Below are 16,755 nucleotides of genomic sequence, written 5' to 3'. Positions count from 1 at the left end.
GTCCGACCGACTCCAGCCGCGCCCGCGTGACGACTCCGTCCGCCCTCGGTGCGCTGATTGCGTGAAAGAGCATCGACGCACCGAGATGCCCAGACCGTGCCATAGCGGCGACGTGGCGGCTCATCGCGTCGTCAGGTAAAGCGGCGTCGAACCATAGCCCGAATTCGCCATTCAGGACCGAAACGCGGTGAGCATCGCAGACCACGAAGTTCTCGTGTTTCCACATCAGGGGCACGCCTGCGGTCCATTTGCCTTTCGGGTATTGTCGATCATAGGCTCCTGGATCAAAACTTTCGGGTGCGCCGTCAACGACGATCTTTTCGCCATAGGGCACGATCAACCCTTGAAGGTGGAGCGGCGCGCCAGTGCGTCCAATCAGATCCGACACGCTCTTAGTCCTCTCGCAGAAGACCAGCCGCGCCGACATAGCGAAACCAGCATGAAATCGGGCTGAGTTCGTGAACACGCGACCCGACTGGAAGGAACGCCCCCATTGGCAAGCCCGAACCGCCGCCGGGCACTTGGGCGCGAATGTGTGCTTCTTCTTGGTTTGCCTGTTCCAACGCATCCAGCGCCGCCGCGATCTTGCCGACGGCTTCACGATGCGCGGGAGCGAGGCTCTTTGCCATGGCGTTGGCGTACCGCTTTGCAGCTTCACCTCGGCGCTCGCGTGCTAATCCTAGTGCGCGTTCGACCACGATCAACTCGCCAGCAATGGCCTTGATCCGCCCATCGATGTCGTCGGTTTTGATCTCCGCCAACGGATCGTCCAGGAATGCGGCGGCAGCCTCATCAAGCTCGCTCCGGGCCTCCAAACCCATAGCCCAGCGTCTATTCTGAAGCTTCACGCATTCAGCGCTCAGGGCGTCGCGGCGGGCTCGGATTTGGTCGACCTTCTCGCTCGCATCGCGGAGCGCGGTTTCCAACGTGGTGATTTCAGTTTCGACGGGGGCGGTTTTGGATTTCGTGCCGATCATTTGTGGCCTCCAATGGTTCGGATGTTGACCGGCAGAGGGAACCCCGCCGGGCTTCGATTGTCGGATCGGAGCGCGGATGGAGCGGGCGCGGTGAACCCGGCGGGGTAGGGGGTTCCCGAATTTACGGGGGGAATCTCGTTGCGCTCGACCATCGTTCAAACTCCTATCCGACAAACTCAGTCGGCAGTTTTGTTGCGCGCAACCGCAAGAGGTTTTTCCTCGATTGCTTTCGCAATTTCTTCGGGGGTCGCGGTGACCGGGAGACCGAGGAACTTTGCCAATTCCACGCGCCGAGTTTCGGTGATTTCAATACGGCGCAGACAAGCCACGCCATTCCGCTTACGCTCGCGGCTGCGACGCATCCGTTCCGCTGCGCTTGATGGGCACCAGTCCCGAGGGCGTCCGCGTCTGGTCATAGCGCCCCCCGGTAACGCTCTTGGCGCTCGGCAGGGGGGGAGCCGGGGCCGAAGGGACCGACGACGACACCGACGCGGCCAATCGGGTTCCAGTCGGATTCCATTTCGTCCCGACCCGCCTGCGGTCGTTCGGTCCTGAATAGGACACGCCGAACAAATCTATCCGGCCCATGGCATATGAAACCGTTACCGCGTCGGTACCCATAGATCGCCAGGAATTGGCCTTTATGGGTACTGCCCTGGTATCGATGGGGGAGGATTTCGACCTCTTCCGCATCGTTATCGATACTGCCGTGGTACCCATTCGATACTGCCGTGGTACCCGCAGTCTGTTTTTCGGCTCGTTCCCATCCACGATAAAGACGCTTTGCGGGCGCTCCGTCACACGCTTCTGTTGTCACTTCCCAGCGTGTAGATCGGTTCTCCTTGCCGCTTCCCTTCCAGTCAAACGATCCAGGCTGACGGGCGATTAAGAAACCCCGGTCTTGGAGGTCTGCGAATGCCTGCTTGACCTTGCCCTGACCGATATGGAGCGATGCTCTTGCTTCGCGCCAGGAATAGGCGATCTCACCATTATTCTTGCCGTTATGACGCTGCCAAATCTCGAACAATAGGCACCGAGATTCGCAACTGAGTGACAGCCAAGCCGGTGATGTCCAAACGCCGTGATGGAACATCAGGAATCGATCCTTAGATCGACCCTTCTGGTTCACCTTACCCATGGCGTCCACCTCGCCGCGCTTCCTGGCGCTTCTTCAGTTCTTCCTCTATCGCGTCGCCAATGAAGCGCAACTCGTCGTCGGGATGTTCGGACGCTTCCGCCTTCTCAAACCACTCCACCGCTGCGACGATAAAGGCGCGCCTGCAGGTCATGTAATTCATAAGCAATGCTCCCGCTTCGCTGATTTCCGCATCGGACGGATTCCACCAAACGCTCATGGAGCACCCGCCAATCGGCCATCGAGGCTGCGCTCGCCGGGGCGGGGATAGTTGTAGCGCGTCATCCCGCCCCAAAGTTGGCGAGCTTGCTCGTCGCGGTCACGGGCGGCTTCTTCGGGCGTCTGGCGACACGGTCCGGTCAATCGGATCGGGCCGCACGCGACCGAGCCCCGGAACGTCCCGGAACGCGTTTGCTCCACTCCCAGGAAACCACTCGCGGAAGTCGGTCGACGGTTGGCGGAATTTTGCGCCCAAGTGACCGTCCGAAGGTTCCCGGAAGTCGCGTTGTGCGGATCGCCGTCGGCATGGTCGATGATCTCGCCGGGTCTCGCGTCCGTGACAAGGCGGTGCAAAAACTCTGTGCTCTTACGCCCATCGTTGAGCGTTACCGTCCGGGCCGGATATCTCCCCCCGCCTCCCGCGCCGAACCATCGCACCGTCGACAACATATCGTGCCATCGAGAATCGACCGTAACGACGCTTCCGTCCGCTAAAATCAGAGTGCGGGTTATGGTTTCCTGGCCAGGTTTCTGCGATTGAGGTTGGGGGGGTGGACTGGTATAATTCGCATCGCAATTGTTACGAATACCGGCCCCGGTAGCGCCCGCCAGCGCACCGGGGTTTTCTGTGAGTTCCATTTTCAGGCTCCATCATTCGGGATCGTCTGCGCCTCACGGCGTTGACTCCTTTAGGGATAACCGACGCCCTCACGGCGTTGGCGAGTTGAAGTCAGGCAGTGTCTAGGCCGCTGCTCCAGACTCCAGGCGGTCGATAAATCCGCGAAGCGAAGACCGACGCGCGTACCAGCGCTGGCCGATCTGAAACGCGGGAATGGACCGATTGCGGCACAAGTAAGAAGTACGGCGTTCGTCCTCTCCCAAGAACTCTGCGATTTCTGCAACGCCTTTCAACAGGTCGGCGCTAAGGTTGGTTTCATTGGCTTCCATTTTTATTATCTCCTATGAGAGGGTCGGCGCCATCACGGCGCTGATGGTTGGGGTACTCGATGCCCAGTGTTTTTTGTTTCGGCCCTCGGGGCGGTGGGGACGATTTGGAAAGATTGTCAAATGTCGCAACTATTCGCGATGCAATCTCTGAGACTGCAACGCGACCGAACTGCTCTGTCCAACTCTGGACGACTCCCCACGGAAAGGTTGCAGCGCCAGACTTGTCGCGTTCGGCAGTGATGATGACGTGCGGATTCGATGTCGGCAGAACGGGAGGCGCATAGACGATCCAACGCGGATCGGGACCGTCAGTCGCCGCGCCCATCGCGATAACTTTCAGCGATGCATCACCACACAGCCTTGGCACCACCTTCAGCACAGCGGAGGGAACCAAACCGAGCGCTTGAAGCTCTATCGCAACAGCTAGCTCGATTACCTGCATGCGAGTGAATGCGACAAACTTGCCGCTTCCGCCGCCCGACACGCCCGGCAAACCATTTTTTCTAAGGTACTGAATCCGAGCGCGCAGGGCTTTGGCCTGCGCCGCGTCTACTCCAAACGCGAGAGCAAGGGCCGCTTCTACCTGCCCGGCCTGCCATTGGCGCTTGTTGTGTTCATTCAGTTCCATGGACGCAAGATATGGCAGATAGCGACCAATCGCAAGAAAAAAGTAAATCTTACTTTCAATATGGTCGAAGCCCCTGGTATCTGGGCTGTATATGTCGCAGCCATGTCGCACGGAGTCTCCGGACATGGTTTGACATCATTGGTTTTCTGCGGTTTTCAGTTGCGACATATTGCAACACGAAAAACGGCCGCGCTTTCTGGGGCCGTTCCATATCTAATTGATTTTATTCATGAAAAGGATGGTGGCGGATCAGGGACTCGAACCCCGGACACATGGATTATGATTCCACCGCTCTAACCAACTGAGCTAATCCGCCTTGATGCCGCTTTGTGCATCGGCCCCGTTTCCGGGGTGGCGTGTAGATATAAAGACCGGGGCGGCCTGTCAAGCGGCCTTGTCGCCGGATTGTGAAAATCCGTCCCGCAAAATCCAGCCGCCGCCCAAAACGTGGCTTTCGTCGCCCGTGACGTCATAGAAGGCGCAGGCCTGACCCGGCGAAACGCCGTATTGCGGCGTGTCGAACCGCACGATGACATCGCCCAGCGGCGTGGCTTCGACCGTTGCGGGGACGGGGGCCATGGTGTTGCGGATTTTGACGGCGATTTTTTGCGGGCCGTCGGACAGGCGGCAATCGCCCAGCCAGTTGACCTCACCCAGGCGCATGGATTCCACGGCCAGGGCCTCGCGCGGGCCGACGACGACGCGGGCGCGGTCCGGTTCCAGCCGCACGACATAGAGCGGGTCCGTATCGTCCTTGCGCCCGCCGATGCCCAGGCCCTTGCGCTGACCGATCGTGTAGTTGAGGACGCCGTCATGTTGGCCGAGCACGGTGCCGTCCAGATGCACGATCTCCCCGCCCTTGGCCGCGTCGGGGCGCAGCTTTTCCACGATCCGGGCATAGGAGCCGTTGGGCACGAAACAGATGTCCTGACTGTCCGGCTTGTCCGCGACGGGCAGGTCGAAGCGTTCGGCCAGGGCGCGGGTCTGCGTCTTGTTCAACCCGCCCAGCGGAAAGCGCAGATAGTCGAGCTGATCCTGCGTCGTGGCGAAGAGGAAATAACTCTGATCCTTTTGCGGATCGACGGCGGCGTGCAGTTCGGCGCGCCCGTCCGGGTCGCGCTTGCGCCGGATATAATGGCCGGTCGCCAGGGCTTCCGCGCCCAAATCCTTGGCGGTGCCCAGCAGGTCGCGGAATTTCACGGTCTGATTACAGCGCACGCAGGGGATCGGCGTTTCGCCGCGGGCATAGGCGTCGGCGAAATCCTCGATCACCGCATCGCGGAAGGCGCTTTCGTAATCCAGGACGTAATGCGGGATGCCGATCCGTGCGGCGACATTGCGCGCGTCGTGGATATCCTGACCGGCGCAGCACGCGCCCTTGCGCTCCACCGCCGCGCCATGGTCGTAAAGCTGCAACGTGATGCCGACGACGTCGTAGCCCAGTTCCTTCAGCACCGCGGCGGTGACGGAGGAATCGACCCCGCCCGACATGGCCACGACGATGCGCGCGCCGGGGGGCACGTCCATATCGGGCAGATCGAATTGACTCAGGTCTGTCAGGCTGTCGCTCATGGCGGGGTGATATAGGACATCACCGCACGGATGCAAGGATTCTCAGCGCGTCAGCAGTCGGTCGGAGAGGGGGGAGCGGTTCTCCCAGCCGACGCGTTCCAGTTCCGGCGTGTCGCTGTCGACCGACGGATAGCCGATGCACAGATAGGCGACGAAGCGCCATTCCGGGGGCACATCCAGGGCCGCGCAGACCTGTTCCGGGTCCAGGATCGACAGCCAGCCGAGGCCGATGCCTTCCGCCCGCGCCGCCAGCCAGAGAATCTGGATCGCGCCGACGACGGAATAATCCAGGGTCTCCGGCATGGTGCGGCGACCGAGGCCGGAGCCTTGATCGGGATCGGGATCGCAGAAGACCGCCAGTTGATGCGGGGCTTGATCCAACCCTTGCAATTTCAGCCGGGCATAGAGCGCGGCCTTTTCGCTGTCGTAGCCGTCCAAAGCCTCCGCATTCGCCTGTGCGAAGTTTTCCCGGATCGCCGCGCGGGCTTCCGCGCTGTCGACCAGAACGAAGCGCCAGGGCTGGCTGAGCCCGACGGACGGGGCCTTGTCCGCGACGGCCAGCAGGTTTTCCAGCACGCCGTCAGGCAGGGGATCGGTTCTGAAATGTCGGACATCCCGCCGCCAGACGATCAAGTCGTCCAGCTTCGCGCGGAAGGCATCGTCGAAATCCGGTGGCGTCTCGGTCATGCGGGCTCCAGGAACAGAAAGCGGCTCGCGCCGTATCGCCGATCGTCGGTGAGGGTCAGGCCGACCGGCGTTTCGAACGGCGCTTTCGGATGCAACTGCACCACGGCGACCCCGTCCGATGCAAGCCAGCCTTGATCGACCACCGCCGACAGGGCCGCCTCGCTGACCGTGGCGTGATAGGGCGCGTCGAAGAACAATAGCCCGCAGGCCTGTTTCGCCTTGGGCGGTTTGGTCGCGTCCTGACGCAGCACGGTGCAGGTCTGTTGCCATCCGGCCTTTGTGATATTGCGGTTCAGCGTGGTCAGGGCCTTGCTGTCCGTTTCGAGGAAGGTGCAGGACAGGGCGCCACGGCTGATCGCCTCCAGCCCCAGGGCCCCGGTCCCGGCGAAGAAGTCGGCGACGGGGCGGCCCCTAAGATTGGCGATGCGGGCCGGGGCGGACAGGATGTCGAACAGCGCCTGCCGCGCCCGGTCGGCGGTGGGCCGGGTCGTCTGACCGTCAGGGGCTTCCAGGGTCAGCCCGCGTTTGCTGCCCGCGATGATCCTCATTTACCGCCCGATCCTTTCGGGCGCAGTTTCAGACGCGATTTCGGTTTATCGATTGCGGGCTTTGCCGCGCCCGATTTCGCCCCGCTTGGTTTAGCGTCACCTGGTTTAGCGCCACCTGGTTTAGCGCCACCTGGTTTAGCGCCACCTGGTTTAGCGCCACCGGGTTTGGCACCGCTTGGCTTGGCGGCCCGGAACGGTTTTCCGGGGGCGGCTTGCTTCGCATCCGTCGGCGTGGCGTCCGGGGTTTTTTCCGGCGCGGGGCGGGACAGCGGCTTGCGGCTGGCCGGGCGTTTCGGTTTCGGCTTCGCCTTGGCCCATTTCGCCTGACCCTTCCGGCTTTCGCCGCCGATCAGGTCGCGCATGACCTTGGCCGACACTTCCTCCACCATGCCGCGCGGCAAGGGGCCGAGCTGGAACGGGCCATAGGACAGGCGCAGAAGGCGGTTCACGGGATACCCCAGATGTTCCATCACCTTGCGGACTTCGCGGTTCTTTCCTTCGGTCAGGGCGACGGAAACCCAGGCATTGCTGCCTTGCTGCTTTTCCAATTCGGCGCGGATGCTGCCGTAGCGGACGCCTTCCACCGTGACGCCGTGTTCCAGGCTGGCAAGGCGCGCCGGATCGACACGGCCATGGACACGGACACGATAGCGCCGCACCCAACCCGTCGCGGGCAGTTCCAGCTTGCGCGCAAGGTCGCCGTCATTGGTCAGCAGCAGCAGTCCTTCGGAATTCAAATCCAATCGTCCGACGCTGACAACGCGCGGCATTTCGCGCGGCAGCTTTTCGAAGATCGTGGCGCGACCCTTTTCGTCGCGGGCGGATACGACAAGACCCGCAGGCTTATGATAGCGCCACAGGCGCGCCGCCTGTTCTTCCGGCAGGTCCTTGCCGTCGACCGTCACTGTATCCGACGGACCGACATTCAGGGCGGGGCTTTCCACGACAACGCCGTTGACGGCGACGCGTCCGGTTTCGATCCAGCGTTCCGCGTCGCGTCGCGAGCACAGGCCCGCGCGGGCGATGCGTTTCGCCAAACGCTGCCCCGTGGTATCGGATCCCGCAGTATCGGACCCTTCGGATGGGCCGGCATCGATCTGGTCATCGGACATGGCGCTCGGCTCCGGTCGCGTGGTAGAGAACTCGCACGGTGCTTAAACCTTCAATGCGGCGGGAGCAAGCGGACGAATGACAGCGGGCCCGGGTTTGGATCCGATGGAAATCGCCTTTCAGGAGGCAGCGGCGGCGGCGGAGCGGGGAGAAGTCCCGGTCGGCGCGGTCGTGGTCGAACGGGCGACGGGTACGGTTCTGGCGCGCGCGGGGAACCGCGTGGAGGCCGATAACGACCCGACGGCGCATGCCGAAATCCTGGCCCTGCGGGAAGCCTGCCGCATGCGGGGGGAGCCGCGCCTGCCGGACTGCGACCTATACGTCACGTTGGAACCCTGCGCCATGTGCGCGACGGCGCTATCCCATGCCAGGATCGCCCGCGTCGTTTATGGCGCCTATGATCCGAAGGGCGGTGGTGTGGAGCATGGTGCACGGATTTATGACCGCGACACCTGCCATCATCGACCGGACGTCGTCGGGGGTGTTCAGGAATCGCGTGCGTCATCCATGTTGAAAAGGTTTTTTGAGGAAAAACGTTAAACCTAGTCCTGAAACGGAAAACCCAGACTGCCAGTCCGAGGGTGGGGAGGTGGACAAGCAGCCTGGGATTCCGTTTGAACGAATTGCTTCGTTCAGAATGTCCGGCACGGTGCGACTTGCGATCGGGTGATATGGGCCGTACCGAACACTACGATATTAACAAGACTTATGCCAAACCGGACAGGTCGAACGATGATTCAAGAAAATATTTTAATCGCTTGATAATGAACACTATTTCTGGATGATAATAATCACTTGCACCGCCGGTAAGCTTCAGTCCTAAAGCAAATTTTTAAATCGATTTGCAAAATGCAAAACAGCCGTTGCAATTTGAGATTCTGAATCGATTGGCGCGACTAACTAATATGGGGGACTGTATTTTTTCAGTCGGACCTCCTTATATAGAAAACAAGCATTTCAGTCGACGGAATGGGAGTAGCGCGCGTGTTGGCCAAAATCCATCAATCGTCCCAACAGAATGGCCATCGATGCGGGGCGGGGTGCCTGCACGGTGCCCATATGCTGACCCGTCGGCGTGCCTTGCAGATCGGCAGTGCCGGGGCGGCACTTGGCGTCGCCGGGTGCATCACCACGAACCGCGCCACGGGGCGAACGACGCTGACCGGGTTCAATTCCCTGGAAGACGATGCGGCGCTGGGCCGTCAGGAACATCCGAAACTGGTGGCGGAATTCGGCGGCGAATACGAAAATCCCCGCCTTCAATCTTATGTCGAGAAATTGGGACAAGTCCTGGCGGGCTATGCCGAATATCAGGAGTTCCAGTACAAGTTCACCATCGTCAATTCGTGGATCGTGAATGCCTTCGCGCTGCCCGGCGGCTATGTTTATGTCTCTCGTGGGCTTTTGGCGCTGGCGTCGAACGAGGCAGAGCTGGCAGGGGTCGTCGGTCACGAAATCGGCCATGTGAACGCCCGCCATACCGCCCAGCGGATTGCCCAGTCGCAATTGGCGCAAGGCCTTTTGTTGGGGGCGGTGCTGGTGACCGGGCAGCAGGCCATCGGCAATATCGGCAGCGGCATTGCCAGTTCCGTTTTGAAAAGCTTCTCCCGAGAGCAGGAAATGGAGGCGGATTCCCTGGGACTTCGGTATATGAGCCGCGCCGGATATGACCCGGAAGCCATGGTCGGATTCCTGGATACCCTGCGCGACCATTCGCAGGTGGAAGCCGAAAAGCAAGGCCTGCCCAAGGAAACGGTGGACGAGGCGAATATCAACGCCACCCACCCGCGTACCATCGAACGTGTGCGGGCGGCGGAGAGCCAATCCGCCGCACTGAAGGCGCCGGATCAGTTGCTCAACCGCGACCGCTATCTCGATACCATCGACGGCATGATCTACGGTGACGATCCGAAGCAGGGGCTGGTGCGCGGGACGGAATTCCTGCACCCCGATCTGCGCCTCTATTTCAAGATGCCGGACGGGTTCGTCATTCGGAACGGCGCGACGAATGTCGTCGCGCAAAAGCCGAATGTGAAGGCCATCATCGTCTTCGATCAGGCGGAACGGAAGACCGGCGATGTCTATTCCTATCTGACGCAGGAATGGGCGAAGGGGACGACGCTGTCCGACCTGGGGCGGATCGATATCAACGGATTGGCCGCCGCGACCGGCGCGACCCGGATAGAAGGCATGGATTACCGCGCGGTGGTGATCCAGGGCGACGGCAATACGGTCTATCGGTTCCGCTTCATCAGCGATCCGTCGATAACGAGCCAATTCGACGTGCCCTTCCGGGAAACGACCTATTCCTTCCGGCGGATGAGCCAAGCCGAAGCTTCCCGGATCAAACCGTTCCGGTTGATCGTCGTGCCGATCGCGCCGGGCGATACAGTGGCGTCCTTGTCCAAAGGGTTCCCGGAAGGAAACTTCAGTCAGGCCGCGTTCCGGGTCATGAACGACTTGAAGCCGTCGCAGCCGTTGCCGTCCTCCGGCGAGGTGAAGGTCGTGGTCGGGGGAACCGGCGTCTGACCGGATCAAAAGAATGGGGCAGCAAGAACCGGGTGGGGTGTCCCGTGGGAGTCCCGTAATCAGATCCTCCCGCATAGAATGGATTGAGGATCGTATGAAATGTCACCGATGACGGACGAACTGGAACAGCAACGCGACTACCAACGGATCGGCAAGGCGCTGGACCGACTGGCCGATACTTGGGCCGAGACGCGGCCCAGCCTGGGCGAACTCGCCGATTATTGCGGGATGAGCGAATTCCACTTCCAACGCGTCTTTCAGCGTTGGGTTGGCCTTAGCCCGAAAAAGTTTTTGTCGGTCGTCAGCCTGGAACAGGCGAAGCAAGCGCTGGACGGGCAGGCCGATCTGCTGAACGCCAGTTTCGATGCGGGCCTGTCCGGTCCTGGACGACTGCACGACCTGTTCGTCACCTATGAGGCAATGACGCCCGGCGAATACAAGCGCGCGGCGGACGGCCTGACCATTCGATGGGGCTGGCATGATGGCGTGTTCGGCAAGACCCTGCTGTTGGCGACGGATCGTGGGCTGTGTGGTTTGGCCTTTCTGGATTCGCGCGGTATCGACGGCTGCTTCCAGGATATGGCGGCCCGCTGGCCGGAGGCTACTCTGGTGGAGGACCCGTCTTTCACCCAGCCTTATATGGACCGGATTTTCAGCGACACCGCCCCTGTAGGGGACGATCGCGGCATCCGCCTGTTCCTGAAAGGGACGGAATTCCAGGTAAAGGTCTGGGAAGGCCTGATGCGCATCCCGTCCGGCGACTATATGACCTATGGCAACTTGGCCGAACGCATCGGCATGCCCAGCCGCGCCGCCCGCGCCGTCGGAACCGCCGTCGGCGCCAACCCGATCAGCTGGCTGATCCCCTGCCATCGCGTGATCCGCAATTCCGGCATGCTGGGCGGTTACCGCTGGGGGCTGCCGCGCAAGATCGCCATGATGGGCTTCGAACGCTCAGGCCAGGGCCTGCGACTGGATGTGGCGGGATAAATACTGGAAACGCCCCGGCATCCATGCCATGTAACCGGCGCAAACGTGGATGCTAGTTGGGTTTTGTCCGATGACCGCTAATGAACCGCTGGTTCTCGCCCTGCCGAAGGGACGTATTCTGGAGGAAGTGCGGCCGATTCTGACCGATGTCGGGATTCAGCCGGAACTGGCCTTCGACGACCCCAAATCGCGGCTTTTGAAGTTCAAGACGAATATTCCGAACCTGTCGATCATTCGGGTTCGCAGCTTCGATGTGGCGACTTTCGTCGCCTTTGGCGCGGCGCATCTGGGCATTGCAGGCAACGACGTTCTGATGGAATTCGACTATCCGGAAATTTACGCGCCGGTGGATTTGAGCATCGGCTATTGCCGGATCGCGGTGGCGGAACCGAAGGAACTGGGCGAGTCCGACGATCCCAGCCGGTGGAGCCATATCCGCGTCGCCACCAAATATCCGAACATCACGCGCAAGCATTTCGCCCGGCGCGGGGTACAGGCGGAATGCATCAAACTGAACGGCGCGATGGAACTGGCGCCGGGCATGGGCCTGTGCCGCCGTATCGTCGACCTCGTCTCCTCCGGCAAGACGCTGAAGGAAAACGGGCTGGTCGAGGTCGAGACCATTGCCGAAATCACGTCGCGCCTGATCGTCAATCGGGCCGCGCTGAAAACCCGGTCTGAAGAAGTGAGCGGCTGGGTCGATCGTTTTAGAGAGGTATCCCGCCGTGCCGCGTGAGTTCCCCGTTGCCTATCGCCTAACTGCCGACGACGCGGATTTTGATACTGCCTTCGATACCCTTCTGGGCGCGAAGCGGGAGATGGACGAGGATGTCGACCGCGCCGTTGCCGATATCCTGGCGGATGTGCGCAAGCGCGGCGATGCGGCGGTTCTGGACTATACGAAACGGTTCGACCGGCTGGAGCTGACGACGGAAACCATGCGGATTTCCGAAGAAGCACTGGATAAGGCCGAAGCCGCCTGCGATCCGAAGACCGTCGAGGCGCTGGCCCTCGCGGCGGCGCGCATTCGCAGCTTTCACGAAAAGACATTGCCGCAGGGCCTGGATTATACGGATGCGGACGGTGTTCGCCTGGGCGCGCGCTGGACGCCGGTATCGGCGGCGGGGCTTTATGTGCCGGGTGGCACGGCGGCCTATCCCAGCTCCGTCCTGATGAATGCCATGCCGGCGAAGGTCGCGGGCGTGCCGCGCCTCGTCATGGTCGTGCCGACGCCGGACGGGGTGGTAAACCAGCTTGTCCTCGCGGCGGCGAAACTGGCCGGTGTCGACGAGGTTTATTGCATCGGGGGCGCGCAGGCCGTCGGCGCGCTGGCCTATGGTACGGAAACGATCAAGCCGGTCGATAAGATCGTCGGGCCGGGCAATGCCTATGTCGCGGCGGCGAAACGCCGGGTCTTCGGGACGGTCGGGATCGATATGATCGCGGGGCCGTCGGAAATCCTGGTCGTCGCGGACGGTGCGAACGATCCCGACTGGATCGCGGCGGACCTGTTGAGCCAAGCGGAACACGACACGTCGGCCCAATCGATCCTGATCACCGACGACGCCGCTTTCGCGACGGCGGTGGAAGATGCGGTGGAACGCCGCCTATCCACGCTGCCGCGTAAGGCGATCGCGGGCGAAAGCTGGTCCGCGCATGGCGCGATCATCACCGTCGGGTCGCTGGACGATGCCGTGCCGCTGATCGACCGGATCGCCGCGGAACACCTGGAACTGGCGGTGGAAGACCCGGAAGCCCTGGCCGACAAGGTCAGCCATGCCGGGGCGATCTTCCTGGGGCGCTACACGCCGGAAGCCATCGGGGATTACGTGGCCGGGCCGAACCATGTCCTGCCGACGGCGCGCAGCGCCCGCTTCTCCAGCGGTTTGGGCACCATGGATTTCATGAAGCGCACGTCCTTCGTGCGCTGTGACGCGGACAGCCTGTCCAAGATCGGCCCCGCCGCCGTGGCGCTGGCCGAAACCGAAGGTCTGGGCGCGCATGCGCTGTCCGTTGCCATCCGTTTGAATATGGCATCTCGCTAAGCCGTTGCGGCTGCTCTAAACTGTGCGGCGTCTGCAGAGGGAGGATCGGCCATGACCACCGCGAAATTCGATGAAGCGACCGATAAGATCGTCGCGCTCGACCTGGATGAAGGCACCATTATTCGCCGCAGTGTCGAGGTCGAACACGAGCGCAAGGTCGCCATGTACGACCTGCTGGACATGAACCGGTTTCGGCCCGTCGGCGATTTCAAGGGACCTTATAAGGTGCGCCTGGGAATCGAGGACGGGAAACGCATCGTTTTCCGCGTCGATAACGAAAAAGGCGACCATCTGACGGATATCAACCTGCCGCTGTCGCCCTTTCGGCGGATCGTCCGCGACTATTTCCAGATTTGCGGCAGCTATTACGACGCCATCAAGAAGCTGTCGCCCAGCCAGATCGAAACCATCGATATGGCCCGGCGCGGGTTGCACAACGAAGGGGCCGACGTCCTGGTCGACGCGCTGAAGGATAAGATCGAAGTCGATAAGGCGACGTCGCGGCGGCTGTTCACCCTGGTCTGCGTTCTCCATATTCGCGGCTGATCGCGGCGGGAAGGGGGCGAACCGGACGGATGTGGGCGGATCGAATGGCAGGCGGACCGAATGGCTGGCGGAACTAGGGCTGGGCGCGCGAAATGATCTATTCCGCCGACGACCTACCCGATGCTGTCATGTTTTGCTGCACGATGAATTCCATCCGCTCCCCCATGGCGGAAGGGTTGATGAAGCAGCTTCATGGCAACAAGGTTTACGTGGATTCCGTTGGTGCCCGATCCGGGGAATTGGACGGCATGATGGTGCAGGTGATGGGCGAGATCGGCATCGATATGTCCGGCCATCGCTCCAAAACCTTCGATGAGTTGGAGGATACGTTCTTCGACACGATCGTCGCCCTGTCGCCGGAGGCGCAGCACCACGCTGTCGAATTGACCCGGACCATGGCCTGCGATGTCGTGTTTTGGAACACCTTCGACCCGTCGATTATCGATGGCAGCAGAGAGCAAAGGCTTGACGCCTATCGCCAAGTACGCGACCAGATCCGCCAACGTATCCTGAAGACATTTCCGGTAGAATGATTTGACCGACGGCCCCACTTTCGTTTTAGCCTCCGCCAGCCCGCGCCGCCTGGATTTGCTGGCGCAGATCGGTATCGTCCCGCATAAGGTTGTACCGGCGGAGTTAGACGAAACGCCGTTGAAAGGCGAATTGCCGCGCGCCCATGCGCAGCGACTCGCATTGGAAAAGGCGCGTGTCGTTTTCGACGCATTGGAACGTCCGGCCCTGGTCCTGGCGGCAGATACCGTCGTCGGTCTCGGTCGCCGGATCCTGCCGAAGGCAGAAGACGAAAAGACGGCGCGGGACTGCCTCACGCTGCTGTCCGGGCGGCGCCATACAGTGTATGGAGGCATATCGCTGATCGGAACCGACGGAAGGGTCCAATCGCGATTGGTTGAAACGGCGGTCATCTTCAAGCGCCTGCACCCGACGGAAATCGATGCCTATATCGCGTCGGGGGATTGGCGGGGCAAGGCGGGCGGTTATGCCATCCAGGGCCTCGCCGCGGCTTATATCCGCCGGGTATCCGGCTCTTATTCCAATGTCGTCGGCCTCGGCCTGTTCGAGACGGCGGCCCTTTTGAAAGCGAACGGTTTGGGCACATGGTAAGCGCGTCTGAAATTTATATCGAAACCTCACCGGGGGAACGGCGGGCCGGTCTCCTGGATGGGGACGGGCGCGCCATCGCCATTGAAGTGGAACGCCCCTCCCGGCCGCGTCTGACCGGCGCGATCTACTTGGCGCGCGTCCGGTCCATCGACAAACGCCTGGGCGCGGCTTTCCTGGACCTCGGTCCGGCGGGCTCCGCCCTGTTGGCGCGGGCGAAGGACTTGACGGAGGGGGAGGCGATCCTCGTCCAAATTTCCCGCGACGCCCATGACGACAAGGGACCGGCGGCGTTGCGCCAAGTCATCCTATGGGGCCGCTATATCGGATTGCAGCCAGGGCGCGGCAACGGGTTCCAATGCGCGCGCTCTCTGGGCCAAGGGCGGAACCGTGCCATGGCGTTGGAAGCGGCGGAGGCCGCGATCGCCGACCAGACCGATCTAATCCTGCGCGCGCCGTCCTGGACGGTGGAAGGCTCCGTCCTGGCGGCGGAGGCGGCGGCGCTGCGCACGCTGTGGCAGGATATCCAGACGGCGGCGAAGAGCGCGAAAGCCCCCGCCGAATTGCTGCCGCCGACGGATTTCGTGACCTGGATGCTGCGCGATGCAGGGCCGGAGGCACGTATCGCCTTCGATGACCGCCTCGACAAGGCGCGGGCGGAGGAACTGTGCGCAGAGTTCTATCCTGACCTTGCGGATACGCTGGCGCTGCATAGCGGCGGCAAGTCCCTGTTCGATGAGGCGGGCTTGTCCGAAGTCCTGGAAGAGACGCTGGCGCCGGAAGTGCCGTTGCAAGGCGGTGGGCGATTGTTCATTGAGGAAACCCGTGCGCTGACCGCCATCGATGTCGATATCGGTACGGCGGAACAAGGCGGGCCCAACGCGACCAGGGGCCCGTCGAAGGCAGAGGCGGTTCATCGCCTGAACCGTCGCGCCGCAGAGGAAATCGCCCGCCAGATCATCCTGCGCAAGATCAGCGGATTGGTCGTCATCGACTTCGCGGGGATCGAAGGGCGCGGCAAGATGAAGTCGTTGCTGGATGTGTTGCGCAGCCGTTTGCGCGGGGCGGAAGGGCATACCGACGTCCTGGGGATCACCGCCGCCGGATTGGTGGAGGTGACGCGTCAGCGCATTGGCCCCAGCCTTGCCGATCTGTATCTGTCGGACCGTGCCGTCCGTCGCATGTCGCCGGATGCGGAAGCGGCGGAGGTTTTGCGTCGTGCCCTGCGTCTGAAGGGCGCGGGCAAGCCGGTCGCCGATCTCTCCCAGGCCGCGGCCGATGCCTTCAAGGGCACGATGCGCGAAGCGTTGAAGGAGGCCGAAACGCGGCTGGGGCAGGGCATCGAATTGCGCCCCGGTGCCGCGCGTATCGATGTCAGGCTGGAGAAATAGGATGTTGGACCCCGACCGGACGAGCATCACCCAGCGCAAGAAGCCAAAATGCCCGATCTGCGGCAAGCCGACGGAGCCGACGCTGAAACCGTTCTGTTCGACGCGCTGCAAGCAGGTCGATCTGAACCGCTGGCTGGGGGAGGCCTATCGCATCGAAACGGACGAAGGACCGGAGGATCAGATGGACTCCGTCCGGCGGTCGCGGTCGGATGACGAAGACGTTTAGAAGCGGCGATAAAATTCCGTAACAAAGTCCTAAACAGGACTTGTCAGACGCGTTCGTATCCCATAAACAGGCGTCGCTCTGGACG

Annotated in this window: 20 protein-coding genes and 1 tRNA gene; 10 read left to right on the top strand and 11 right to left on the bottom strand. The window is 61.8% G+C overall.

The genetic code is table 11. The features are described 5' to 3' along the window. The 11 genes from HH303_RS18340 to HH303_RS18290 form a co-directional block, all read right to left on the bottom strand. The coding region (locus tag HH303_RS18340; RefSeq protein WP_169626809.1) for an HK97 family phage prohead protease at window positions 1-388 on the bottom strand (388 nt) is incomplete at its 3' end. 4 nt (window positions 389-392) lie between these two features. Beyond that, window positions 393-977 (bottom strand): hypothetical protein, encoded by a 585-nt coding sequence (locus tag HH303_RS18335; protein ID WP_169626808.1) that lies wholly within the window; start codon window positions 975-977, stop codon window positions 393-395. Between the two features lie 176 nt (window positions 978-1,153). Continuing rightward, on the bottom strand, window positions 1,154-1,339 hold the full coding sequence (locus HH303_RS18330) for a hypothetical protein (protein WP_169626807.1): 186 nt from the start codon (window positions 1,337-1,339) through the stop codon (window positions 1,154-1,156). 768 nt (window positions 1,340-2,107) lie between these two features. Beyond that, entirely contained in the window at window positions 2,108-2,332 is a 225-nt protein-coding gene (locus HH303_RS18325; RefSeq protein WP_169626806.1) for a hypothetical protein, read from the bottom strand. A gap of 740 nt (window positions 2,333-3,072) precedes the next feature. Further along, window positions 3,073-3,279 carry a helix-turn-helix domain-containing protein gene (locus HH303_RS18320; RefSeq protein WP_169626805.1) on the bottom strand — a complete coding sequence of 69 codons (207 nt, stop codon included), beginning with the start codon at window positions 3,277-3,279 and terminating at the stop codon, window positions 3,073-3,075. Next, window positions 3,266-4,033 carry a hypothetical protein gene (locus tag HH303_RS18315; RefSeq protein WP_169626804.1) on the bottom strand — a complete coding sequence of 256 codons (768 nt, stop codon included), beginning with the start codon at window positions 4,031-4,033 and terminating at the stop codon, window positions 3,266-3,268. Before HH303_RS18315 ends, HH303_RS18320 begins: the two co-directional genes overlap by 14 nt. 113 nt (window positions 4,034-4,146) lie before the next feature. Further along, window positions 4,147-4,223, bottom strand: a tRNA-Met gene (locus HH303_RS18310). Between the two features lie 68 nt (window positions 4,224-4,291). Further along, window positions 4,292-5,479, bottom strand: coding sequence for a tRNA 2-thiouridine(34) synthase MnmA (mnmA, locus tag HH303_RS18305; RefSeq protein WP_169626803.1), 1,188 nt, complete (start codon window positions 5,477-5,479; stop codon window positions 4,292-4,294). A 42-nt stretch (window positions 5,480-5,521) separates the two neighbouring features. Continuing rightward, window positions 5,522-6,166, bottom strand: a complete 645-nt coding sequence (gene bluB / locus HH303_RS18300) for a 5,6-dimethylbenzimidazole synthase (RefSeq protein ID WP_169626802.1) — start codon at window positions 6,164-6,166, stop codon at window positions 5,522-5,524. Further along, on the bottom strand, window positions 6,163-6,714 hold the full coding sequence (rsmD, locus tag HH303_RS18295; protein WP_169626801.1) for a 16S rRNA (guanine(966)-N(2))-methyltransferase RsmD: 552 nt from the start codon (window positions 6,712-6,714) through the stop codon (window positions 6,163-6,165). Before rsmD ends, bluB begins: the two co-directional genes overlap by 4 nt. Then, window positions 6,711-7,826 carry a pseudouridine synthase gene (locus HH303_RS18290; protein ID WP_169626800.1) on the bottom strand — a complete coding sequence of 372 codons (1,116 nt, stop codon included), beginning with the start codon at window positions 7,824-7,826 and terminating at the stop codon, window positions 6,711-6,713. Before HH303_RS18290 ends, rsmD begins: the two co-directional genes overlap by 4 nt. A 76-nt stretch (window positions 7,827-7,902) precedes the next feature. Here HH303_RS18290 and HH303_RS18285 point away from each other — a divergent pair, with 76 nt between their 5' ends. From HH303_RS18285 to HH303_RS18240, 10 genes are all read left to right on the top strand, one after another. Next, complete coding sequence (locus tag HH303_RS18285; protein WP_227421906.1) at window positions 7,903-8,364, top strand: nucleoside deaminase; 462 nt, start codon at window positions 7,903-7,905, stop codon at window positions 8,362-8,364. Between the two features lie 444 nt (window positions 8,365-8,808). Further along, on the top strand, window positions 8,809-10,353 hold the full coding sequence (locus HH303_RS18280) for a M48 family metalloprotease (protein WP_169626799.1): 1,545 nt from the start codon (window positions 8,809-8,811) through the stop codon (window positions 10,351-10,353). Between the two features lie 99 nt (window positions 10,354-10,452). Continuing rightward, window positions 10,453-11,343 carry a bifunctional helix-turn-helix domain-containing protein/methylated-DNA--[protein]-cysteine S-methyltransferase gene (locus HH303_RS18275; protein ID WP_169626798.1) on the top strand — a complete coding sequence of 297 codons (891 nt, stop codon included), beginning with the start codon at window positions 10,453-10,455 and terminating at the stop codon, window positions 11,341-11,343. Window positions 11,344-11,413: 70 nt separating this feature from the next. Further along, complete coding sequence (gene hisG / locus HH303_RS18270) at window positions 11,414-12,079, top strand: ATP phosphoribosyltransferase (protein ID WP_169626797.1); 666 nt, start codon at window positions 11,414-11,416, stop codon at window positions 12,077-12,079. Then, complete coding sequence (gene hisD / locus HH303_RS18265; RefSeq protein WP_319637465.1) at window positions 12,069-13,388, top strand: histidinol dehydrogenase; 1,320 nt, start codon at window positions 12,069-12,071, stop codon at window positions 13,386-13,388. Before hisG ends, hisD begins: the two co-directional genes overlap by 11 nt. A gap of 51 nt (window positions 13,389-13,439) precedes the next feature. After that, a complete protein-coding gene (locus HH303_RS18260) occupies window positions 13,440-13,934 on the top strand; it encodes a UPF0262 family protein (RefSeq protein WP_169626796.1) in 495 nt (164 codons plus the stop codon). A gap of 92 nt (window positions 13,935-14,026) precedes the next feature. After that, window positions 14,027-14,467, top strand: coding sequence for an arsenate reductase ArsC (locus HH303_RS18255; RefSeq protein WP_169626795.1), 441 nt, complete (start codon window positions 14,027-14,029; stop codon window positions 14,465-14,467). Between the two features lies 1 nt (window position 14,468). After that, window positions 14,469-15,056 carry a Maf family protein gene (locus tag HH303_RS18250; RefSeq protein WP_169626794.1) on the top strand — a complete coding sequence of 196 codons (588 nt, stop codon included), beginning with the start codon at window positions 14,469-14,471 and terminating at the stop codon, window positions 15,054-15,056. After that, window positions 15,050-16,444: a ribonuclease E/G gene (locus HH303_RS18245; RefSeq protein ID WP_169626793.1), complete on the top strand. Its 1,395-nt coding sequence runs from the start codon at window positions 15,050-15,052 to the stop codon at window positions 16,442-16,444. Before HH303_RS18250 ends, HH303_RS18245 begins: the two co-directional genes overlap by 7 nt. Window position 16,445: 1 nt before the next feature. Beyond that, window positions 16,446-16,670, top strand: a complete 225-nt coding sequence (locus HH303_RS18240) for a DNA gyrase inhibitor YacG (RefSeq protein WP_169626792.1) — start codon at window positions 16,446-16,448, stop codon at window positions 16,668-16,670. The last annotated feature ends 85 nt before the right edge of the window (window positions 16,671-16,755 follow it).

The sequence above is a fragment of the Pacificispira spongiicola genome (genome assembly GCF_012926505.1).
GTDB lineage: Bacteria > Pseudomonadota > Alphaproteobacteria > UBA8366 > Aestuariispiraceae > Pacificispira > Pacificispira spongiicola.
This window is presented reverse-complemented; position numbering and strand designations above follow the sequence as displayed.